Origin of the sequence: Rhizobium sp. ZPR4 (assembly GCF_040215725.1) — a bacterium.
Taxonomy (GTDB): domain Bacteria; phylum Pseudomonadota; class Alphaproteobacteria; order Rhizobiales; family Rhizobiaceae; genus Rhizobium; species Rhizobium rhizogenes_D.
In genome coordinates, this window is sequence record NZ_CP157968.1 from 800,687 (window position 1) to 816,947 (window position 16,261).

Genomic DNA, 16,261 nt, shown 5'->3' on the forward strand with positions numbered 1-16,261 from the left:
TTTAGAAGCGATTAACCAGCTGCCAACGGCGACGTGCCGTGCTCAGCAATGACGCTATCTGCAGTTGGCGACGTATCTCGAATGTGTCTGGTTGGATGCGGGAATGTACCGAAACGTCGACGCTCCCGGCTTCGATACATTGCGATACAAACTGGCCGATTTGGGCGCGATTTTGCAGGTGGCTCAGCTGCTTGCCGACGCGGTCGGAGAAAAGGGACTGGATTGTATCAGACTGTATCTGTGCGGCCTGAAGCTACACAGATATTCAAAAGCCGGCCGTCTGCGACACATCGGCGATACATGCGGCTGGCTTTCTCAAGCCCACGATCCAATGCACAGGAGAGACAGATGTCCGAGGAAATCAATCACAACCGCCGCCGCTTCTTCGGCATGGCTGCCATCGCCGTTGCCGCCGCCGAATTCGGCCTGCCTGCCATCGCCGGCGCGCAGGAAGCCAAGGCTTCCGCATCGACCCTGCCCGCCGTCAAGGCCGGCAGCCATACGTCCTTCGAGGCACTGAAGCAGATCAAGGCGGGCGTGCTCAATGTCGGCTACGCGGAAGCCGGTCCGGCCAATGGTCCGGTCGTCCTGCTGCTGCATGGCTGGCCTTACGACATCTATAGCTTCGTCGATGTCGCACCGCTTTTGGCCGGTGCCGGCTACCGGGTCATCATTCCCTATCTTCGCGGCTATGGCACCACCACCTTCCTTTCGAAGGAAACACCGCGCAACGGTCAGCAGGCAGCGCTTGCCGCTGATATGATCGACCTTCTCGATGCGCTGAAGATCGAAAAGGCTGTCATTGCCGGCTACGATTGGGGTGGTCGCACAGCCGATATCATGGCGGCACTCTGGCCGGAACGCTGCAAGGCGCTGGTCTCGGTCAGCGGCTATCTCATCGGCAGCCAGGAAATCAATCGCAAGCCGCTGCCGCCGAAGGCCGAGCTCGCATGGTGGTACCAGTTCTATTTCGCCACGGAGCGTGGCCGCCTCGGCTACGAGGAAAACCGTCACGATTTCGCAAAGCTGATCTGGCACACCGCCTCGCCGCAATGGGCTTTCGATGACGCGACCTACGATCGCTCGGCTGCCGCATTCGACAATCCCGATCACGTCGATATCGTCATCCACAATTACCGCTGGCGGCTTGGTCTCGTCGAAGGCGAGGCAAAGTTCGATGCCTATGAAAAGAAGCTCGCCGCCGGACCGGTGATTTCGATCCCGACCATCACCATGGAAGGCGACGCCAACGGCGCGCCCCATCCGGAACCTTCGGCCTATCGCGGCAAGTTTTCGGGCAAGTATGAGCATCGCACCATCACCGGCGGCATCGGACACAATCTGCCTCAGGAGGCACCCCAGGCTTTCGCCCAGGCTGTGATAGATGTTGATCGGTTCTAGTTCGACGGTAGTGTTCGGAAGGGTGCCGGCGTAAGCTGGCTCCCTTAGCCATTGGCGCCGTAAGGATGAATATTCGTAGCTTGATGCTTACGATGATGAGTGGGAAATCGAAATGGACCATGTCGACCATATCCTGATCGTCGATGACGATCGGGAAATCCGCGAACTGGTGTCGAGCTATCTGAAGAAGAATGGCTTGCGGGCGACGACGGCTGCCGACGGCCGGCAGATGCGCAGTTTCCTCGAGGCCAATTCGGTCGATCTGATCGTGCTCGACGTGATGATGCCGGGTGACGACGGTCTGGTGCTGTGTCGCGAACTTCGCGCCGGAAAGCACAAGGCGACGCCCGTCCTGATGCTCACGGCGCGCGACGATGAAATGGACCGCATTCTCGGCCTGGAAATGGGAGCGGACGACTATCTGGCAAAGCCCTTCGCCGCGCGCGAGCTGCTTGCCCGCATCAAGGCGGTTCTGCGCCGCACCCGCATGCTGCCGCCGAACCTGCAGATCAGTGAAGCCGGCCAGATGCTGGTCTTCGGTGATTGGCAGCTGGATACGGTCGGCCGCCATCTGCTCGACAAGGATGGAACGGAGATCACGCTCAGCGGCGCGGAATATCGCCTGCTGCGCGTCTTCATCGATCATCCTCAGCGGGTGCTCAATCGCGATCAATTGCTGAACCTGACGCAGGGCCGCGATGCGGATCTCTTCGATCGCTCCATCGACCTGCTCGTTAGCCGTCTTCGCCAGCGCCTGGGGGATGATGCGCGTGAGCCGATGTACATCAAGACGGTGCGCAGCGAAGGCTATGTCTTCTCCGTGCCGGTGGAAATTGCGGAGCTTCGCTCATGAGCATGGCTGGCCTGTCGGTGCGCGGTCTCTGGTGGCCCAGCACCCTGCGTTCGCGCATTTTTTTGATTCTGCTTGCCGGGCTTGCGATCGCCTACGGCCTGTCCTTCAGCGTGCTCTATCTGGAGCGTTACATGTCGGCGAAGGCCGTCATGCTCGGCACTTTGGAGAGTGATGTCGCGACCTCGATCGCAGTCCTTGATCGTCTGCCGGCGGATGAGCGGGCAAATTTTGTCGATTGGCTCAGTCGCGGCAATTACAATTTCGAACTGGGCAACGGCCTGCCTGGAGTGCCCGATACCTCGGTCCGTGGCGGAGAAATCGCCTCCAAGATTGATGACGCCGTCGGTCATCGCTTTCCGATCACAATGGAATCGATACCAGGCCCGGTCATGCGCCTGCAGGCGCATCTCAATCTCAGTGACGGCAGTCCGCTGACGATCGATGTCACGCCGAAGGGCATCATGCCGATCGCGGCATGGCTGCCTTATGTCTTCGTCGTGCAGATGCTGGTGATCGTGCTTTGCACCTGGTTTGCCGTCCGACAGGCGATCCGGCCGCTTGCCGAGTTTGCCGCAGCTGCCGATGCGCTCGACCCGAACAAGAAAGGGCCGGCATTGAGCGATCGGGGGCCAAGCGAGGTGGCGCATACGGCCAAGGCCTTCAACGCCATGCGCGACCGGATCGCGCATTATCTTGAAGAGCGCGTGCAGATTCTCGCAGCCATCTCGCACGATCTGCAGACGCCGATCACCCGCATGCGCCTGCGCGCCGATATTGCCGATGATTCTCCCGAGAAGACCAAATTGCTGCAGGATCTCGGCGAGATCGAGCGTCTGGTGCAGGATGGGATCGCCTATGCACGCAGCGCCCATGGCAACGGCGAGAAGAGCGCGCGCATCGACCTTGCCTCCTTCATCGAAAGCATCAGCTACGACTATCAGGACACTGGCAAATCCGTCGAAATCCTCGGCCTCATCCAGGGCACGGCGACAACGAAGCCGCATGCGCTTCGCCGCATCCTCACCAACTTCATCGACAATGCCCTGAAATTTGCAGGCGCGGCGGAAATCGCCGTGGAGCGCAGGGATACGGGTGAGATCACCATAACGGTGCTGGACCGTGGACCTGGCATCCCGCAAGACCAGATCGAGGCGGCCATGCAGCCCTTCTTCCGGCTGGAGCAATCGCGCAACCGCAACACCGGCGGCACCGGGCTTGGGCTGGCGATTGCCCAGCAGCTCGCCCAGACGCTCGGCGGCTCCGTCCGGCTCTATAACCGCGCAGGCGGTGGTCTGGCGGCCGAGGTCGTTATTTCCTAATAAGCTCTTCAAAAGATTTTCGGGCGATTTGTAAGCCATTGTATCCGGCCTGTTAGGGCCTACGTTTTGTGACACTTCCGGCTTTTCCGGAAACATGCCGGATACGTCGATCCATCAAAAACAACTCCGTCAACAGACGTTGCCCTCACGACATGAGAGAGCGGGCAACGCAACAAAGGAGTGTTCCATGACCAAGATCGACAAGGTTCTCTACACTGGCAAGACCCACACCATCGGCGGCCGCGACGGTTTCGCGCGCAGCGATGACAATCAGCTTGACGTCAAGCTGTCGCCTCCGGGCAGTGCCCATGCCGGCACCAATCCCGAGCAGCTCTTTGCAGCCGGCTGGTCGGCCTGCTTCATCGGCGCCATGGGCCTTGCCGCGGGCAAGCGCAAGGTCAAGCTTCCGGCCGATCTCGCCGTTGATGCGGAAGTGGACCTCGGCACCACGGAAGGCGCCTACTTCCTGCAGGCGCGCCTCACCATCAGCATGCCCGGCATCGAGCCGGAGCTCGCCCGCACGCTGGTCGAGGAAGCCCATCAGACGTGCCCTTATTCGAAGGCGACTCGGGGCAACATCAATGTCGAGCTGAAGCTCGCCTGAGAATCACGCAAGCGCCGATATTGCGTGCCGCTCCGGAAGGCGCGGCGCGCAGAATCGTTAATTTTTATCGCATCGGATTTCAGGCAAGGCAGATCATGCCTTGCGCATGGAGGATCACATGAAGGCTATCATTCTTCTCCTTGCGGGAGCTGCGATTTTCGCCGTTCCATGCGTCTACGACCCCGCTTCCAAGGAGCCTTCGGCGCTTGCGAGCATCGCCGTTTTATGGGGCGGATCGGGCTCGAATGGAGCCCTGCGTTAACCACTTGTTAACCATATCAACGGTACACAAGATCAACGATTTATTCACATAGATGACCAAAGTGCTAACAGACGCTCGTTCGATCCGTATCAAGGGCCGCTCCTTTCTTGCGGTCATGCTTTCGCCGGATCTTCCGCTGGATCAGTGGTTGATCAGGCTTGACGACCTCGCAGCCCGTTCGGCCGGCTTCTTTCTAGGCCGGCCGGTCGTCCTCGATATAACCGACCTGCCGATCGACAAGGCGCAGCTCAAGGAGCTGATCGCTGAGCTTTCGGCGCGCAACGTCAGCATCATGGGCATCGAGGGCGGCCGTCCGTCGATCGCCGGACCGGGGATGCCGCCGATCCTGAAGGGTGGGCGTCCGGCAGCCGATTTCGAGGTCTCCGAGGCCGAGCCGGTCGTGGAGCGCCGAAACAGCGAGCCCAAGGCGCCGCCGCCGGAAATCCGGCCGGTGACGCAGTCTCTGATCATCCGCGAGCCGGTGCGTTCCGGTCAGTCGGTGATCTTTCCGGAAGGCGATGTCACCATCATCGGTTCGGTCGCATCCGGGGCGGAGGTCATCGCCGGCGGATCGGTCCACATCTATGGCGCCCTGCGTGGTCGTGCCATGGCGGGCTCGATCGGCAATGCCTCGGCGCGAATCTTCTGCCGCAAGCTCGAGGCCGAGCTTTTGGCGATCGATGGAATTTACAAGATGGCGGAAGACGTATCACCCGGCCTCAGGGGACAAGCCGTCCAGCTCTGGCTGGATGGTGAAACGATCATGGCCGAAAAACTAATCTGAGCCGAAGCCGGCCAAAACAGGAGAGCAAGATGGGCAAGGTAATCGTCGTCACATCAGGCAAGGGCGGAGTTGGAAAGACGACTTCGACGGCCGCATTGGGGGCGGCTCTGGCACAGAGAAACGAAAAGGTCGTCGTGGTCGATTTCGACGTCGGCCTGCGCAATCTCGATCTGGTCATGGGCGCGGAACGCCGCGTGGTCTATGACCTCGTCAACGTCATTCACGGCGATGCCAAGCTGCCGCAGGCGCTGATCCGCGACAAGCGGCTGGAGACGCTCTTCCTCCTGCCGGCTTCGCAGACCCGCGACAAGGACAATCTGACACCCGAGGGTGTCGAGCGCGTCATCAATGAACTCAAGAACTACTTCGATTGGGTCATCTGCGACAGCCCGGCGGGCATCGAGCGCGGCGCAACGCTTGCCATGCGCCATGCCGACGTCGCCGTCGTCGTCACCAATCCGGAAGTCTCGTCGGTGCGCGATTCCGATCGTATCATCGGCCTGCTGGACTCCAAGACACTGAAGGCAGAGCGTGGCGAGCGCATGGAAAAGCACCTGTTGCTGACTCGCTTCGACGCCAGCCGTGCCGAACGCGGCGATATGCTGAAGGTCGACGATGTGCTGGAGATCCTCTCCATCCCGCTGCTCGGCATCATTCCGGAAAGCACCGACGTCCTGCGCGCCTCCAACCTCGGCTCGCCGGTTACGCTTGCCGATGCGCGCTGCGCGCCATCGCTTGCCTATTTCGAAGCAGCACGCCGTCTTGCCGGCGAGCAGGTGCCGATCACCATCCCCGGCGAAAAGCGGGGTATCTTCGGCAAAATCTTTGCAAGGAGGGCCGCATGAGCATTTTCGGACTGTTCCGCAAGCAGAGATCTGCACCGATGGCGCGCGAGCGCCTGCAGATCCTCCTTGCCCACGAACGCGCCTCTGTAGGTTCGGATCTGGTATCCGTGCTGCGGGAGGAAATCCTCGCCGTCATCGCCAAGCATGTACAGGTCGATCGTGACAAGGTGCAGGTGAAGATGGATCGCGACAAGGACGTCTCCATGCTGGAGATCGACGTCGAGATCCCGCGCGATGCGGCCTTGAAGGCGGCCTGACGGCCGCCAAGGCGCCGCTCCTATGTGCGAATGATGCCACGTGGTTTCCCCATGTGGCAGAACTTCGAGTTTTTTCGAAGTTTACCCTTGCAAAGACGGCGATTCGCTATTATTTGCACGCCATCACCTGTAACGATGGCCTGCCGCGCTGATATTTCTGTGTCGAGCCGGTGTTCGCTGTCCGGGTTAAAAAAGCAAGGGCGCTCCCCAGAAATGGGTAGAGCGCCCTTTGCTTTTGTCGCGTTCGCGGCGCTTTTCTTGTCCAATGCGATATGCCAGTTTGCAGCGATCATGCGGGAGGCGGCTGGCTTGGGCGGATTGAGTCATCAATGGAATGCGGTCTTGAGATGGCTGCTCGCCGGCATCTTTGCTGTTGCCTGCGCCATCTCCGCGCAGGCGGCGGACAAGACGATCTACCTGACATTCGATGATGGTCCCCTGCCGGGAACGAAGAACATCCTTTCTGTGCTGAGAGAGGAGAATGTTCCTGCTGCCGTGTTCATGGTCGGCTTGCATGTGGAAACCAGCCCTGCCGGTCGCGATCTCCTAGCCGAAGCTAAAGCGATGCCGCTGGTGACGGTCGGCAATCACAGCTACAGCCACGCCAACAACCGCTACAGGCGATACTATTCCAACACTCAGGCCGTGGTTGCCGATATGCTGCACGCCAACGAGGTGCTCGGCTTGACGCCGATCGTGAACGCGCGGTTGCCGGGCAGGGACGTCTTTCGGCTTCCGACCGTATCGAGAGAGGATCTCTCCATCAATGTCGCTCAATGGGAGCGCGAATGGCTGGACTACGAGCTCGTCGCCGAGGCGGGGTTCTATCTCTACGGCTGGGATTTCGAATGGGTGCACAGCGACGACGGTAAGCCTGTCCAATCGGTGGATCATCTCGTCAATGAGATCGACCATCTGTTCCAATATGGTCGCTTCACGCAGCGCGGAAAGATGATTCTGCTCATGCACGACCAGATGTTTCAAGATCAGTTCAACGGCCGTGAAAACCTGCAGTCGCTGATCCGCAAGCTGCGTGATCGCGGCTACGCTTTCGGCGACATCCGGAATTATGCGTCCTCGAGCCCGTGAGCGCTATAGTTCCGGCTGACCTTGTCTTGCGGCAGCGCCGGCCGCGACCGTCAGGATGAAATCGTCCAGTTCCCGTTCCAGGCTTTCGATCGGCAGACCGACGAACCGTCCTTCGAGGCTGATGCTGACGACGCCATGCACGGCGCCGAACAGGGTTCTCGCGCGGATGGCGCGTGCCGTCTCCGACATGTTCGGCTGCAATTCGGCCAGCGGCTCGGCAATGACACCCATCAGGAACATATGTTCTTCGAGATGCCATTCCGGGCTCGGACGATCATCCGGCGGCCGATGATCGAAAAGTGCCTTCCATAGATTTCGGTGCGTGACTGCAAACCGCAGATAGCCGCGCGCGAGGTTGCGCAGGCGATCCGTCGGCGTGTGATCCCGAACCTCCGCCAACGTCAGGGAGGCTTCAAGCCCCTTCAACGTTGCGGAATTGACGTGGATGACCAGATCGTCGAGATCGGCAAAGACGGTATAAAGACCGCCAAGAGCACAGCCGACATCCTGCGTGACATCGCGCGCCCTGAGGTTTGAGAGCCCGTCGGCCGCGATGCGATTGCGCGCCGCCTCGATCAGCCTGAGCTTCAGATCCTCGCGCTTTTCCAGGGTTTTTCTCGCCATTGTCGATTCCAATTCGATTTTTTGAACGTCGTTCAAAATTTTTCTTGAACGATGTTCATGATTCTGGCATACATCGTTTCGTGAACATCGTTCATAAACGGGAGACGACAAATGTTCAATTCAATTCTGACGCTCATTCGCGGTCGGGCCTTCGATGCGGAGCAGGCGTTCATCGATCGGAATGCGGTGTCTCTGCTGGCGCAGCAGATCCGCGAGGCGGCCAACGCCATTCAGTCGGCGCGGCGGGCAGTGGCGATTGCCATCGCGCAGAATGAGCAGGAAAAGAACCGGCATGCAGCGATTGCCGGCCGCATTGCGGATCTGGAAACACGCGCTGTTGCCGCCCTGCAGAAAGGCAGTGACGAGCTGGCGCGGGAGGCGGCCGAGGCGATCGCCCAGCTCGAAGCCGAGCGCGATGCATCCGGGAAGGCGCAGGCGCAGTTCACCCAGACGATCGGCAAGCTGAAGGCAACGGTTCGTATATCGGAAGCGCGGCTGCAGGAATTGCAGCGCGGCGAGCGTCTGGCGCGCGCAACGCAGCAGACACAGAAATTGAATGCCGCCTGCGACGACAATTCCGGCCTTGCGACGCTCGATGACGCCGAGGAAACGCTTGCCCGTCTTCAGGCCTATCAGAGCCGCTGCGAGATTGCAGCCTCGGCCATGAAGGAAATGGACGCGGCAAGCCGGCAGGCACATATCATCGAAAAACTCGCCAATGCCGGCTGCGGCGCACCGCTCGGCCCATCGCCCGACGATGTGCTTGCCCGCCTGCGCGAGCGCATGAATTCAGCAGCCTGAAAACGAACACATCAAACACGTTAGATAATTGAGAGGATACGATCATGAACGACAGCTTCCAGAAACATTCCCAGGCTTGGGTCAGCTTTTCCTACATCTCTTTTGCCGCCGCCGCCTTTATGCTCTTCGTCGGCCTCTACATGATGCCGATCGATCTCTGGGGTAAAGGCTATCTCGCCATGGGCATCCTGATGCTGGTACAAACCACGGTCAACGTGACCAAGACGGTTCGCGACAATTCCGAAGCCGACAAGCTGATCCGCAAGGTCGAGGATGCCCGCACGGAAAAGCTTCTGGTTAAGTTCAATCGTGACGGTCAGGACTAATCTTTATTAACGACGCTGCAGAGTTGTATCCGCGCTCAACCTTTGCGTAACAACTCTGTGGCGTCTTGTTGGCTGAATGAGGGATACGCCATGCAAACGCACCTGATGAGATCGAGGAAGTTCGCGCCACTGTTCTGGACGCAGTTCCTGACTGCCTTCAATGATAATTTTCTCAAGCAGACCCTGGTTTTCGTCATCCTCGCGCAGATGGCGACGGAGGGTGCGGCCCTGGTGACGCTTGCCGGCGGCATCTTCATCGTGCCGTTCCTGCTGCTGTCGGCGATTGCCGGTGAGCTCGCCGACAAATACGACAAGGCCAAGATGGCGGAGCTTTTGAAGCGCTGCGAGCTTGGCGTGGCGGCGATCTCCGTCGTCGGCATCGCCTTCTCCTCCATCTGGATATTGATGCTCGCCCTCTTTGGCTTCGGCGTCATTTCCTCGCTCTTCGGGCCGATCAAATACGGCATCCTGCCGGATCACCTGCAAAGCCGAGATCTTCCCAAGGCCAACGCCTGGATCGAGGGCGGCACCTTCATTGCCATTCTCACCGGCACCATGGTTGCAGCCGTCGCCTTCCGTGAGGGCGAGAATGTCTGGATCTTCGGACCGATGATGATGGGGCTTTCCATCCTCTGCTGGTTTGCCGCCCGCATGATCCCCTCGACCGGTTCCAAGGCGCCTGATCTCGTCGTCGATAAGAATGTCGTGCGTTCCAGCCATCGGCTGGTCAACGAGCTTCGTGCCGATAGCCGCATCTGGCGCGCCTCGCTGATGAACTGCTGGTTCTGGTTCGTCGGTGCCTTCATCATGTCGATGCTGCCGGTCATGGTCACCGATATTCTCGGCGGCTCGGAAATCGTCGTTCCCGCCTATCTGGCGATCTTTGCCATCTCGGTCGCCATCGGCTCGGCCATTGCCGGATGGATGGCTGCCGGCCGCATCGTGCTTTTGCCAGCGCCGATCGGCATGTTGATCGTCGCGCTCTTCGGCCTCGATCTCGCCTGGAACCTCTGGGGCCTGCAGTCGACCAGCCACGCCGAAACCATCCTTGCCTTCTTCGCCGGACCGAAGACCATCCGCGTCGCCATCGATCTCGCCGGCATGGCGATCGGCGGTGCCTTCCTGGCTGTTCCAACCTTCTCGGCCATGCAGAGCTGGGCAAACGAGGATCGCCGCGCCCGCGTCATCGGCGCATCGAATGTGCTCTCCGCTCTCTTCATAGCGGTGGGCCTGGCGCTTGTGGCCGTGCTTCAGGCCGTGGGTCTGTCGATCCCGGTCATCATCCTCACCATCTCCGTGCTCAACATCGCGATCGCCTGGCTGATGCTGAAAATGCTGCCGACCAATGCCTTCCGCGATCTCATCTCCATCATCTTCCGCGCCTTTATGCGGCTCGAAGTCGAAGGTCTGGAAAACATCCGCAAGGCCGGCCCCGCGCCGATTATCGCGCTCAACCATGTGAGCCTGCTGGACGGTGCTCTGGCGCTTGCCATCACCGAGGAAGAGCCCGTCTTTGCCATCGACACGGCATTCGCCAAGAAATGGTGGGTGCGGCCGCTTTTGAAGATGTGCAAGTTCCTGCCGCTCGACCCGACCAAGCCGATGGCGACGCGCTCGCTGATCAAGGTCATCCAGGATGGCAGCCCGGTCGGCATCTTCCCCGAGGGACGTCTGACCGTGACGGGCACGCTGATGAAGGTCTATGACGGCGCCGCCATGGTCGCCGACAAGACCGGCGCGATGATCGTGCCCGTGCGCATCGACGGTCTGGAAAAGAGCTATGCCTCCTACCTGACGTCGAGCCATGTTCGCCGCCGCCTCTTCCCCAAGGTCAAGGTGACGATCCTCGAGCCGGTCAAGCTCGATGTCCCCGCAGAACTCAAGGGCAGAAAGCGGCGCATTGCTGCCGGTGCCGCTCTCTATCAGATCATGTCGACCCTGATGTTCCGCACCGCCGACACGAACAATACGGTTCTCGGCCGCGTCATCGAAAGCGCTCACGAATTCGGTGGCAAGAAACTCGCCGTCGAGGACCCGATTGCCGGCAAGCTCTCCTATGCCAAGCTCCTGACCGGTGCTGCCGTGCTGGGCGCGAAGTTCAAGAAGATGTTTCCGAACGAAAAGACGCTGGGCGTCATGCTGCCGAATGCCAACGGCACGGCTGCGACCGTCCTTGGCGTCATGTCGGCGGGCAAGGTTCCGGCCATGCTGAACTTCACGGCGGGCGCGGCCAACATTCTGTCCGCCTGCCGGACGGCCGAGGTCAAGCATGTGCTCTGCTCGCGCGCTTTCATCACGCAGGCCAAACTCGGCCCGGTGGTCGAAGAGTTGGAAAAGCAGGTTACGTTCGTCTGGCTGGATGAGCTGCGCACGCAGGTGACCTTCCTCAATAAGATCGCCGGCCTCATGCGCAAGTATCGGCCGCTGGTGAAGCGCAGTGCCGACGATCCGGCCGTCATCCTTTTCACCTCCGGTTCCGAAGGGGCGCCGAAGGGCGTGGTGCTGAGCCACCGCAATATCCTGTCGAACGCGGCCCAGGCAGCTTCGCGCATCGACTTCCACCCCGGCGACAAGGTGTTCAACATCCTGCCGATGTTCCACTCCTTCGGCCTGACGGCAGGTACGATCCTGCCGCTGGTCTCGGGCGTGCCGGTGTTCTTCTATCCGTCGCCGCTGCACTATCGCATCGTGCCGGAGCTGATCTATGTGTCGAACGCCACCATCGTCTTCGGCACGGATACGTTCCTGAACGGCTATGCCCGCACCGCTCATCCTTATGACCTGAGATCGATCCGCTATATCTTCTCGGGCGCCGAGCCGGTGAAGGCATCGACCCGCGAGGTCTATATGGAGAAATTCGGTCTGCGCATTCTGGAAGGCTATGGCGTCACCGAGGCTGCCCCGGTGATCTCGCTGAACACGCCGATGTACAACCGCACGGGAACGGTCGGCAAGATCATGCCCGGCATGGAATGGAAGCTCGAGCCGGTTCCCGGCATCGACGAAGGCGGCCGGCTTATGATCCGTGGCGCCAATGTGATGGCCGGCTACCTGCGCGCCGACAATCCCGGTGTCCTCGAACCCCTGCCGGAAGGCTGGCACGATACCGGCGACATCGTCACCATCGACGAGGACGGTTTCGTCAAGATCCGCGGCCGTGCCAAGCGCTTCGCCAAGATTGGCGGCGAGATGATCTCGCTTGCCGCGGTGGAAACCCTTGCCGCACAGTTCTGGCCAGGTGCTCTCAGCGTCGTCTCGGCCGTGCCTGACGCCAAGAAGGGCGAACGTCTCGTGCTCCTGACCGATGCGCCGAACGCCACGCGAAGCGACTTCCTCGCCTTTGCCAAATCCAAGGGTGCTACGGAAATGATGGTTCCCGCCGAAGTGACGGTCGGCAAGGTGCCGGTTCTCGGCTCCGGCAAGGTCGATTTCGTCACGGCGCGTGCCATGGCCTTGGAAGCTCAAGCGCAGTCACAGGCGGCGTAAGCTGCCCTCCTGAATAGCAAAAGCGGCCGGTGGCATCAGCTATCGGCCGCTTTTTGTTGTCTCAGCAAGATCATAGCACGTCGCCGCAATTCCGTTTCAGGCAATGCACGGCAGAACGATCCGAAATGCCGTGCCGTCCTTGCTCGTATCCAGCAGCTCGATGCTGCCGCCATGCGAAGCGAGCATCGCGCGGACGATCCCGAGGCCCATGCCCGTGCCGCCATTGTCGCGTCGCGTCGAGAAGAAGGGTTCAAAGATGCGATCCCGATTGCCGTCGGCAATTCCGTGCCCATTGTCGCGCATCTGGATCGTCATCTTTCTCCCTTCGCTGCTTGCCTTGATCGCAACGGTCGTAGCGCCGTTCTGAAACGCATTCTCTGCCAGATTGGCAAAGATGATGCCGGCTGCCTCGCCGGGCAGCGACAGCATCTTGTCGGCGCTGCCTTCATCGCTGATGGCCAATGGGCGAAACTGCATCTTCAGCTGGGCAATGATATCGCCGAGACTGCTGGAGGCCTGTTCGGATGGCAGCTCGGCTTTGGCCAATTCGCGCAGGCGCGACAGCAGCCGGTCCAGCCGCTCGGTGTCGGCGATGATGTTTGCAAGGAAGCGGTTGCGCTGCTCCGGGCTCATCGGATTGCCGTCGTCATCGTCACGCAGCAGTTCTGCCGCTCCCTTGATCGAGGTGAGCGGCGATTTCAGCTCGTGCGAGACATGGGCGGCGAAGGAACGGACGTAGTCGGAATGATCGACCAGCTTGCCGGCGAGATCGAGAAAGCTCTGCGAAAGGGTTGCGACCTCGCGCGTGCCGTAGATTTCGAGCGGCCGGATTGCGGATCGTCCGCCGCGGGCGATCTCGTCCGTGCGCGCGATCAATGCGTTGATCGGCACCGTCAGCGTGCGCGTCAGCACATAGGCGACGACCAAGGTCAGGATCAGAACGGCGGCGAGGGTGGCAATCTCGGCCGGCGCCATCGCGCCTGAGGCGGCGCGCACGACGCGAAACCAGATGACGGTCAACACCGGCAGCATCATCACGGTCAGAAGCACCGCATAGACGATGAGGGCGAGCGGCGGCCGCCATTTCGGCTTCACCCGCGGCGCTCGCATCAGGCGGCTCCTTCTGCGGCTGATGTCAGCTTGAAGCCGATCCCATGCACCGTGGCGATGATGCCCTTGCCGCCGGCGGCCGAAAGCTTGGCGCGGAGATTGCGGATATGGCTGTCTATGGTGCGGTCGGCGACCTGCATGTCGGCACCATAAGCCGCTTCCATCAGCTGATCGCGGCTGAAGACGATCTCGGGACGCGACAGCAACGTGTCGAGGATCGCAAATTCGAGGGCGGTCAGGGTGAGCGGTGTATCGGCGAAACTCGCCGTGCGGCCGCCACGATTGAGCCGCAGCGATCCCACGGAAACGGAATCGTTGGTCGCATCCGGCTCCGAGCCATGGCCGCTACGCTTCAGGATGGTCCTGACCCGCGCGACCAGTTCGCGCGGGCTGAAGGGTTTGGTGACGTAATCGTCGCCGCCGATTTCCAGGCCCAAAATCCTGTCGATCTCTTCGTCGCGCGCCGAGAGGAAGAGGATCGGAAGGTTCGATGTCTTGCGAATGCGCCGACAAACCTCCAGCCCATCCATCTCAGGCATGCCGACATCAAGGACGATGAGATCAAGACCGCCCTTGTGAAAGGCCATCATGGCCTCGGTACCGTTGCGCGCGGTCGTCGTCTTCATGCCGGCGCGGTCGAGCGCGAAGCAGATCACGTCGCGGATATTGGGTTCGTCGTCGGCGACGAGGATGCGCTGTGCCATGCGATGCCTGTTTTGGTTATTCCGCTCTTTGTCTTCGTTTCCGCCTCATCTGACAAGGGTTGCATCATTTTTGAGGTAAGCGTCGAGGCGGGCGTCGCGATATGTCCAGCTGCGCCAATCGTGCGAGCGTCCGACATGCTGCCAGAAAAGTGCTTCACGCACTTTGCGGGCTTCGGTGTCGGCAGGCAGCGATATGAGATAGGTGTCGAGTGCCGGGATGGCCGCAGGCCCGAGTGTCGAGAGATAGTCAAGGTCGAGGACGATGCCTTCGCCCGATATCTCGCGGCTGTGGGCAACATTGAAGCGGGCGATGAAGGCTGGAATGTCGATCAGCGCGGCGGCATAGAGCGTGACGACGAGCATCGCCGAACTGAGTGCGATCAGCCATTCGTTGGAGCGGCGAAGCAGGATGCGCAGGAGGATGAGAAAGAGGCCGATCGCAACGAGGCCTATCCATATGCCGGCCGCAACCCGCAGCTCCGTCAGCGAATAGACTTCGACATAGAGATCGAGACGCAGAATGGAGGAAAGGCAAAGCAAGATGTTCTGCGCGATCCACAGATGCACCAGGCCGCGAAGCAGCGGACTTCTGTCGCCCGGGCCGCCGCGCCGCATGGCGGCAAGCACGAAGATGGCAGCGAGGATTGCTGTCAGCATCAGTGGATAGGCACCGCGATGGGCATATTCGGCATGAGTCATGCCATCGGGCAGGCTGGCGCCGCCCCAGAGATAGGTGAGATCGAGCAGCGTTTGCACGGCAAACAACGCATTGAAGACGATGAGCGAACGCAGCAACGCACCATGGCCGAACAGCACGTCTTCGGCTCCGGTGACAATATCAGGCACATCGCGTCGGCGAGAGCGGCGGCGCATCAGGCGTGGACGAAGCAGCAGGGACAGGAAGGCTGCAACGACAAGCCAGAAGCCGATGCGCCATGCGTCGAGCAATTGCAGCAGGAAGGTAAGGTCGATGCTGCGCAGCGTCTTTTCGATCAGCGGATTGGCGGCTGCGAAGAGGGCAAGAAAGCCGGCGGCAAAAATCAGTGGTATGATCCAGTTGCGAAGATGATGCCGGACGCCGCGCGGTGACGGCTTTTGCAGGCGTTGCAGCCAGCGATAGCTCGCGCGGCGGAAAGGCCGCGCCGGCACGTCGAGGAGGAAGCGGAGTAGCACGAGCGGCAGGCGGATCCATTGCGAGGGGATCAATCCGCCCGCGCCGAGTGAGATCAGGCAAAGGCCGAGAAAGCTGATTGCGATGCCCATCCAGGAGGAGGCCTCGGTAAGCGGCACGGACGCGACAAGGCCGAGGGCGACAAGCACCGCGATTTTTGGAATGGATTGCCTTTTTCTCGAGGAGATGAGCAGTCCTGCGGCAATGGCATTGGTGAAGACAAAAAGATTGAGGCCGGGCTCCCTGTCGAAAAGCAGAAGGTCGGCCAATGCGATAAGGACAATGAATGTGAGGAGTTTGCGATTGGAGCTGCTTGTGGAGTTTGCGGAGTTTGTGGGAAGGGCTGGTGTATCGGACAGGCTCATCGGTATCGGCTCCGTGCGAGATGTTCGGCGAAGGCGAAGGGTATGATCTTGGCCCCTTGAGCCGGCGGATCGGCTTGAGGATGACGATCGTCCTTGAGCCACCAGCCTTCCTTGAGAAGGCTGTGTGGCAGGCGGACGGGCGGAGCTGTGATTGTCTCGGGCGTGTTGTTCATGGCGCAACGATGGCGCCCGTCTTTGCAGAATCTGTGCAGAACCCGAGGAGCTATTCAGGAAAATGGGTTAAGTTGGAAAGTTCAAAT

General features: G+C 60.4%; 16 protein-coding genes. 12 read left to right on the top strand and 4 right to left on the bottom strand.

What is annotated here, in order from left to right; all coding sequences use genetic code 11:
* Positions 1-348 precede the first annotated feature (348 nt).
* The 9 genes from ABOK31_RS23235 (at position 349) to ABOK31_RS23275 (ending at position 7,414) form a co-directional block, all read left to right on the top strand.
* Positions 349-1,401 carry an alpha/beta hydrolase gene (locus ABOK31_RS23235; protein WP_349961112.1) on the top strand — a complete coding sequence of 351 codons (1,053 nt, stop codon included), beginning with the start codon at positions 349-351 and terminating at the stop codon, positions 1,399-1,401.
* A gap of 112 nt (positions 1,402-1,513) precedes the next feature.
* Positions 1,514-2,254 (top strand): response regulator, encoded by a 741-nt coding sequence (locus ABOK31_RS23240; RefSeq protein WP_349961114.1) that lies wholly within the window; start codon positions 1,514-1,516, stop codon positions 2,252-2,254.
* Complete coding sequence (locus ABOK31_RS23245) at positions 2,251-3,573, top strand: HAMP domain-containing sensor histidine kinase (RefSeq protein WP_349961116.1); 1,323 nt, start codon at positions 2,251-2,253, stop codon at positions 3,571-3,573. Before ABOK31_RS23240 ends, ABOK31_RS23245 begins: the two co-directional genes overlap by 4 nt.
* Positions 3,574-3,760: 187 nt before the next feature.
* Complete coding sequence (locus tag ABOK31_RS23250; RefSeq protein ID WP_095437034.1) at positions 3,761-4,177, top strand: organic hydroperoxide resistance protein; 417 nt, start codon at positions 3,761-3,763, stop codon at positions 4,175-4,177.
* Between the two features lie 118 nt (positions 4,178-4,295).
* Positions 4,296-4,439: a hypothetical protein gene (locus tag ABOK31_RS23255; protein ID WP_349961118.1), complete on the top strand. Its 144-nt coding sequence runs from the start codon at positions 4,296-4,298 to the stop codon at positions 4,437-4,439.
* Positions 4,440-4,491: 52 nt separating this feature from the next.
* Complete coding sequence (gene minC, locus ABOK31_RS23260; protein ID WP_174181979.1) at positions 4,492-5,223, top strand: septum site-determining protein MinC; 732 nt, start codon at positions 4,492-4,494, stop codon at positions 5,221-5,223.
* Positions 5,224-5,252: 29 nt separating this feature from the next.
* Positions 5,253-6,068, top strand: a complete 816-nt coding sequence (minD, locus tag ABOK31_RS23265) for a septum site-determining protein MinD (protein WP_112423347.1) — start codon at positions 5,253-5,255, stop codon at positions 6,066-6,068.
* Positions 6,065-6,325: a cell division topological specificity factor MinE gene (gene minE, locus ABOK31_RS23270; RefSeq protein WP_112344625.1), complete on the top strand. Its 261-nt coding sequence runs from the start codon at positions 6,065-6,067 to the stop codon at positions 6,323-6,325. Before minD ends, minE begins: the two co-directional genes overlap by 4 nt.
* 51 nt (positions 6,326-6,376) lie before the next feature.
* Complete coding sequence (locus ABOK31_RS23275) at positions 6,377-7,414, top strand: polysaccharide deacetylase family protein (protein ID WP_349961121.1); 1,038 nt, start codon at positions 6,377-6,379, stop codon at positions 7,412-7,414.
* A gap of 3 nt (positions 7,415-7,417) precedes the next feature.
* Here the strand turns inward: ABOK31_RS23275 and ABOK31_RS23280 are convergent, their stop codons facing one another.
* Complete coding sequence (locus ABOK31_RS23280; protein WP_174181981.1) at positions 7,418-8,038, bottom strand: TetR-like C-terminal domain-containing protein; 621 nt, start codon at positions 8,036-8,038, stop codon at positions 7,418-7,420.
* Positions 8,039-8,149: 111 nt separating this feature from the next.
* Between ABOK31_RS23280 and ABOK31_RS23285 the strand changes: the two genes are divergently transcribed.
* The 3 genes from ABOK31_RS23285 to ABOK31_RS23295 all read left to right on the top strand — a co-directional run bounded on the left by ABOK31_RS23285 (position 8,150) and on the right by ABOK31_RS23295 (position 12,651).
* On the top strand, positions 8,150-8,839 hold the full coding sequence (locus ABOK31_RS23285; protein ID WP_349961122.1) for a PspA/IM30 family protein: 690 nt from the start codon (positions 8,150-8,152) through the stop codon (positions 8,837-8,839).
* Positions 8,840-8,883: 44 nt separating this feature from the next.
* Positions 8,884-9,165, top strand: coding sequence for a YiaA/YiaB family inner membrane protein (locus ABOK31_RS23290; protein ID WP_092845527.1), 282 nt, complete (start codon positions 8,884-8,886; stop codon positions 9,163-9,165).
* 90 nt (positions 9,166-9,255) lie between these two features.
* Complete coding sequence (locus ABOK31_RS23295; RefSeq protein ID WP_349961123.1) at positions 9,256-12,651, top strand: acyl-[ACP]--phospholipid O-acyltransferase; 3,396 nt, start codon at positions 9,256-9,258, stop codon at positions 12,649-12,651.
* A gap of 96 nt (positions 12,652-12,747) precedes the next feature.
* Here ABOK31_RS23295 and ABOK31_RS23300 read toward each other — a convergent pair whose 3' ends face one another.
* From ABOK31_RS23300 to ABOK31_RS23310, 3 genes are read right to left on the bottom strand one after another with little or no spacing between them, the layout of a single operon-like run.
* Positions 12,748-13,761 (bottom strand): HAMP domain-containing sensor histidine kinase, encoded by a 1,014-nt coding sequence (locus ABOK31_RS23300; RefSeq protein WP_349961124.1) that lies wholly within the window; start codon positions 13,759-13,761, stop codon positions 12,748-12,750.
* A complete protein-coding gene (locus tag ABOK31_RS23305) occupies positions 13,761-14,465 on the bottom strand; it encodes a response regulator (RefSeq protein ID WP_349961126.1) in 705 nt (234 codons plus the stop codon). The genes ABOK31_RS23300 and ABOK31_RS23305 overlap by 1 nt, the downstream gene beginning before the upstream one ends.
* A 45-nt stretch (positions 14,466-14,510) precedes the next feature.
* Positions 14,511-16,001 carry a DUF4173 domain-containing protein gene (locus ABOK31_RS23310; RefSeq protein ID WP_349961127.1) on the bottom strand — a complete coding sequence of 497 codons (1,491 nt, stop codon included), beginning with the start codon at positions 15,999-16,001 and terminating at the stop codon, positions 14,511-14,513.
* Between the last annotated feature and the right edge of the window lie 260 nt (positions 16,002-16,261).

What these genes read in the sequence shown, in the direction of transcription:
- ABOK31_RS23235 (WP_349961112.1), top strand. Translation starts at nt 349, where the DNA reads ATGTCCGAGGAAATCAATCACAACCGCCGCCGCTTCTTCGGCATGGCT.
- ABOK31_RS23240 (WP_349961114.1), top strand. Translation starts at nt 1,514, where the DNA reads ATGGACCATGTCGACCATATCCTGATCGTCGATGACGATCGGGAAATC.
- ABOK31_RS23245 (WP_349961116.1), top strand. Translation starts at nt 2,251, where the DNA reads ATGAGCATGGCTGGCCTGTCGGTGCGCGGTCTCTGGTGGCCCAGCACC.
- ABOK31_RS23250 (WP_095437034.1), top strand. Translation starts at nt 3,761, where the DNA reads ATGACCAAGATCGACAAGGTTCTCTACACTGGCAAGACCCACACCATC.
- ABOK31_RS23255 (WP_349961118.1), top strand. Translation starts at nt 4,296, where the DNA reads ATGAAGGCTATCATTCTTCTCCTTGCGGGAGCTGCGATTTTCGCCGTT.
- minC (WP_174181979.1), top strand. Translation starts at nt 4,492, where the DNA reads ATGACCAAAGTGCTAACAGACGCTCGTTCGATCCGTATCAAGGGCCGC.
- minD (WP_112423347.1), top strand. Translation starts at nt 5,253, where the DNA reads ATGGGCAAGGTAATCGTCGTCACATCAGGCAAGGGCGGAGTTGGAAAG.
- minE (WP_112344625.1), top strand. Translation starts at nt 6,065, where the DNA reads ATGAGCATTTTCGGACTGTTCCGCAAGCAGAGATCTGCACCGATGGCG.
- ABOK31_RS23275 (WP_349961121.1), top strand. Translation starts at nt 6,377, where the DNA reads ATGTGGCAGAACTTCGAGTTTTTTCGAAGTTTACCCTTGCAAAGACGG.
- ABOK31_RS23280 (WP_174181981.1), bottom strand. Translation starts at nt 8,038, where the DNA reads ATGGCGAGAAAAACCCTGGAAAAGCGCGAGGATCTGAAGCTCAGGCTG.
- ABOK31_RS23285 (WP_349961122.1), top strand. Translation starts at nt 8,150, where the DNA reads ATGTTCAATTCAATTCTGACGCTCATTCGCGGTCGGGCCTTCGATGCG.
- ABOK31_RS23290 (WP_092845527.1), top strand. Translation starts at nt 8,884, where the DNA reads ATGAACGACAGCTTCCAGAAACATTCCCAGGCTTGGGTCAGCTTTTCC.
- ABOK31_RS23295 (WP_349961123.1), top strand. Translation starts at nt 9,256, where the DNA reads ATGCAAACGCACCTGATGAGATCGAGGAAGTTCGCGCCACTGTTCTGG.
- ABOK31_RS23300 (WP_349961124.1), bottom strand. Translation starts at nt 13,761, where the DNA reads ATGCGAGCGCCGCGGGTGAAGCCGAAATGGCGGCCGCCGCTCGCCCTC.
- ABOK31_RS23305 (WP_349961126.1), bottom strand. Translation starts at nt 14,465, where the DNA reads ATGGCACAGCGCATCCTCGTCGCCGACGACGAACCCAATATCCGCGAC.
- ABOK31_RS23310 (WP_349961127.1), bottom strand. Translation starts at nt 16,001, where the DNA reads ATGAGCCTGTCCGATACACCAGCCCTTCCCACAAACTCCGCAAACTCC.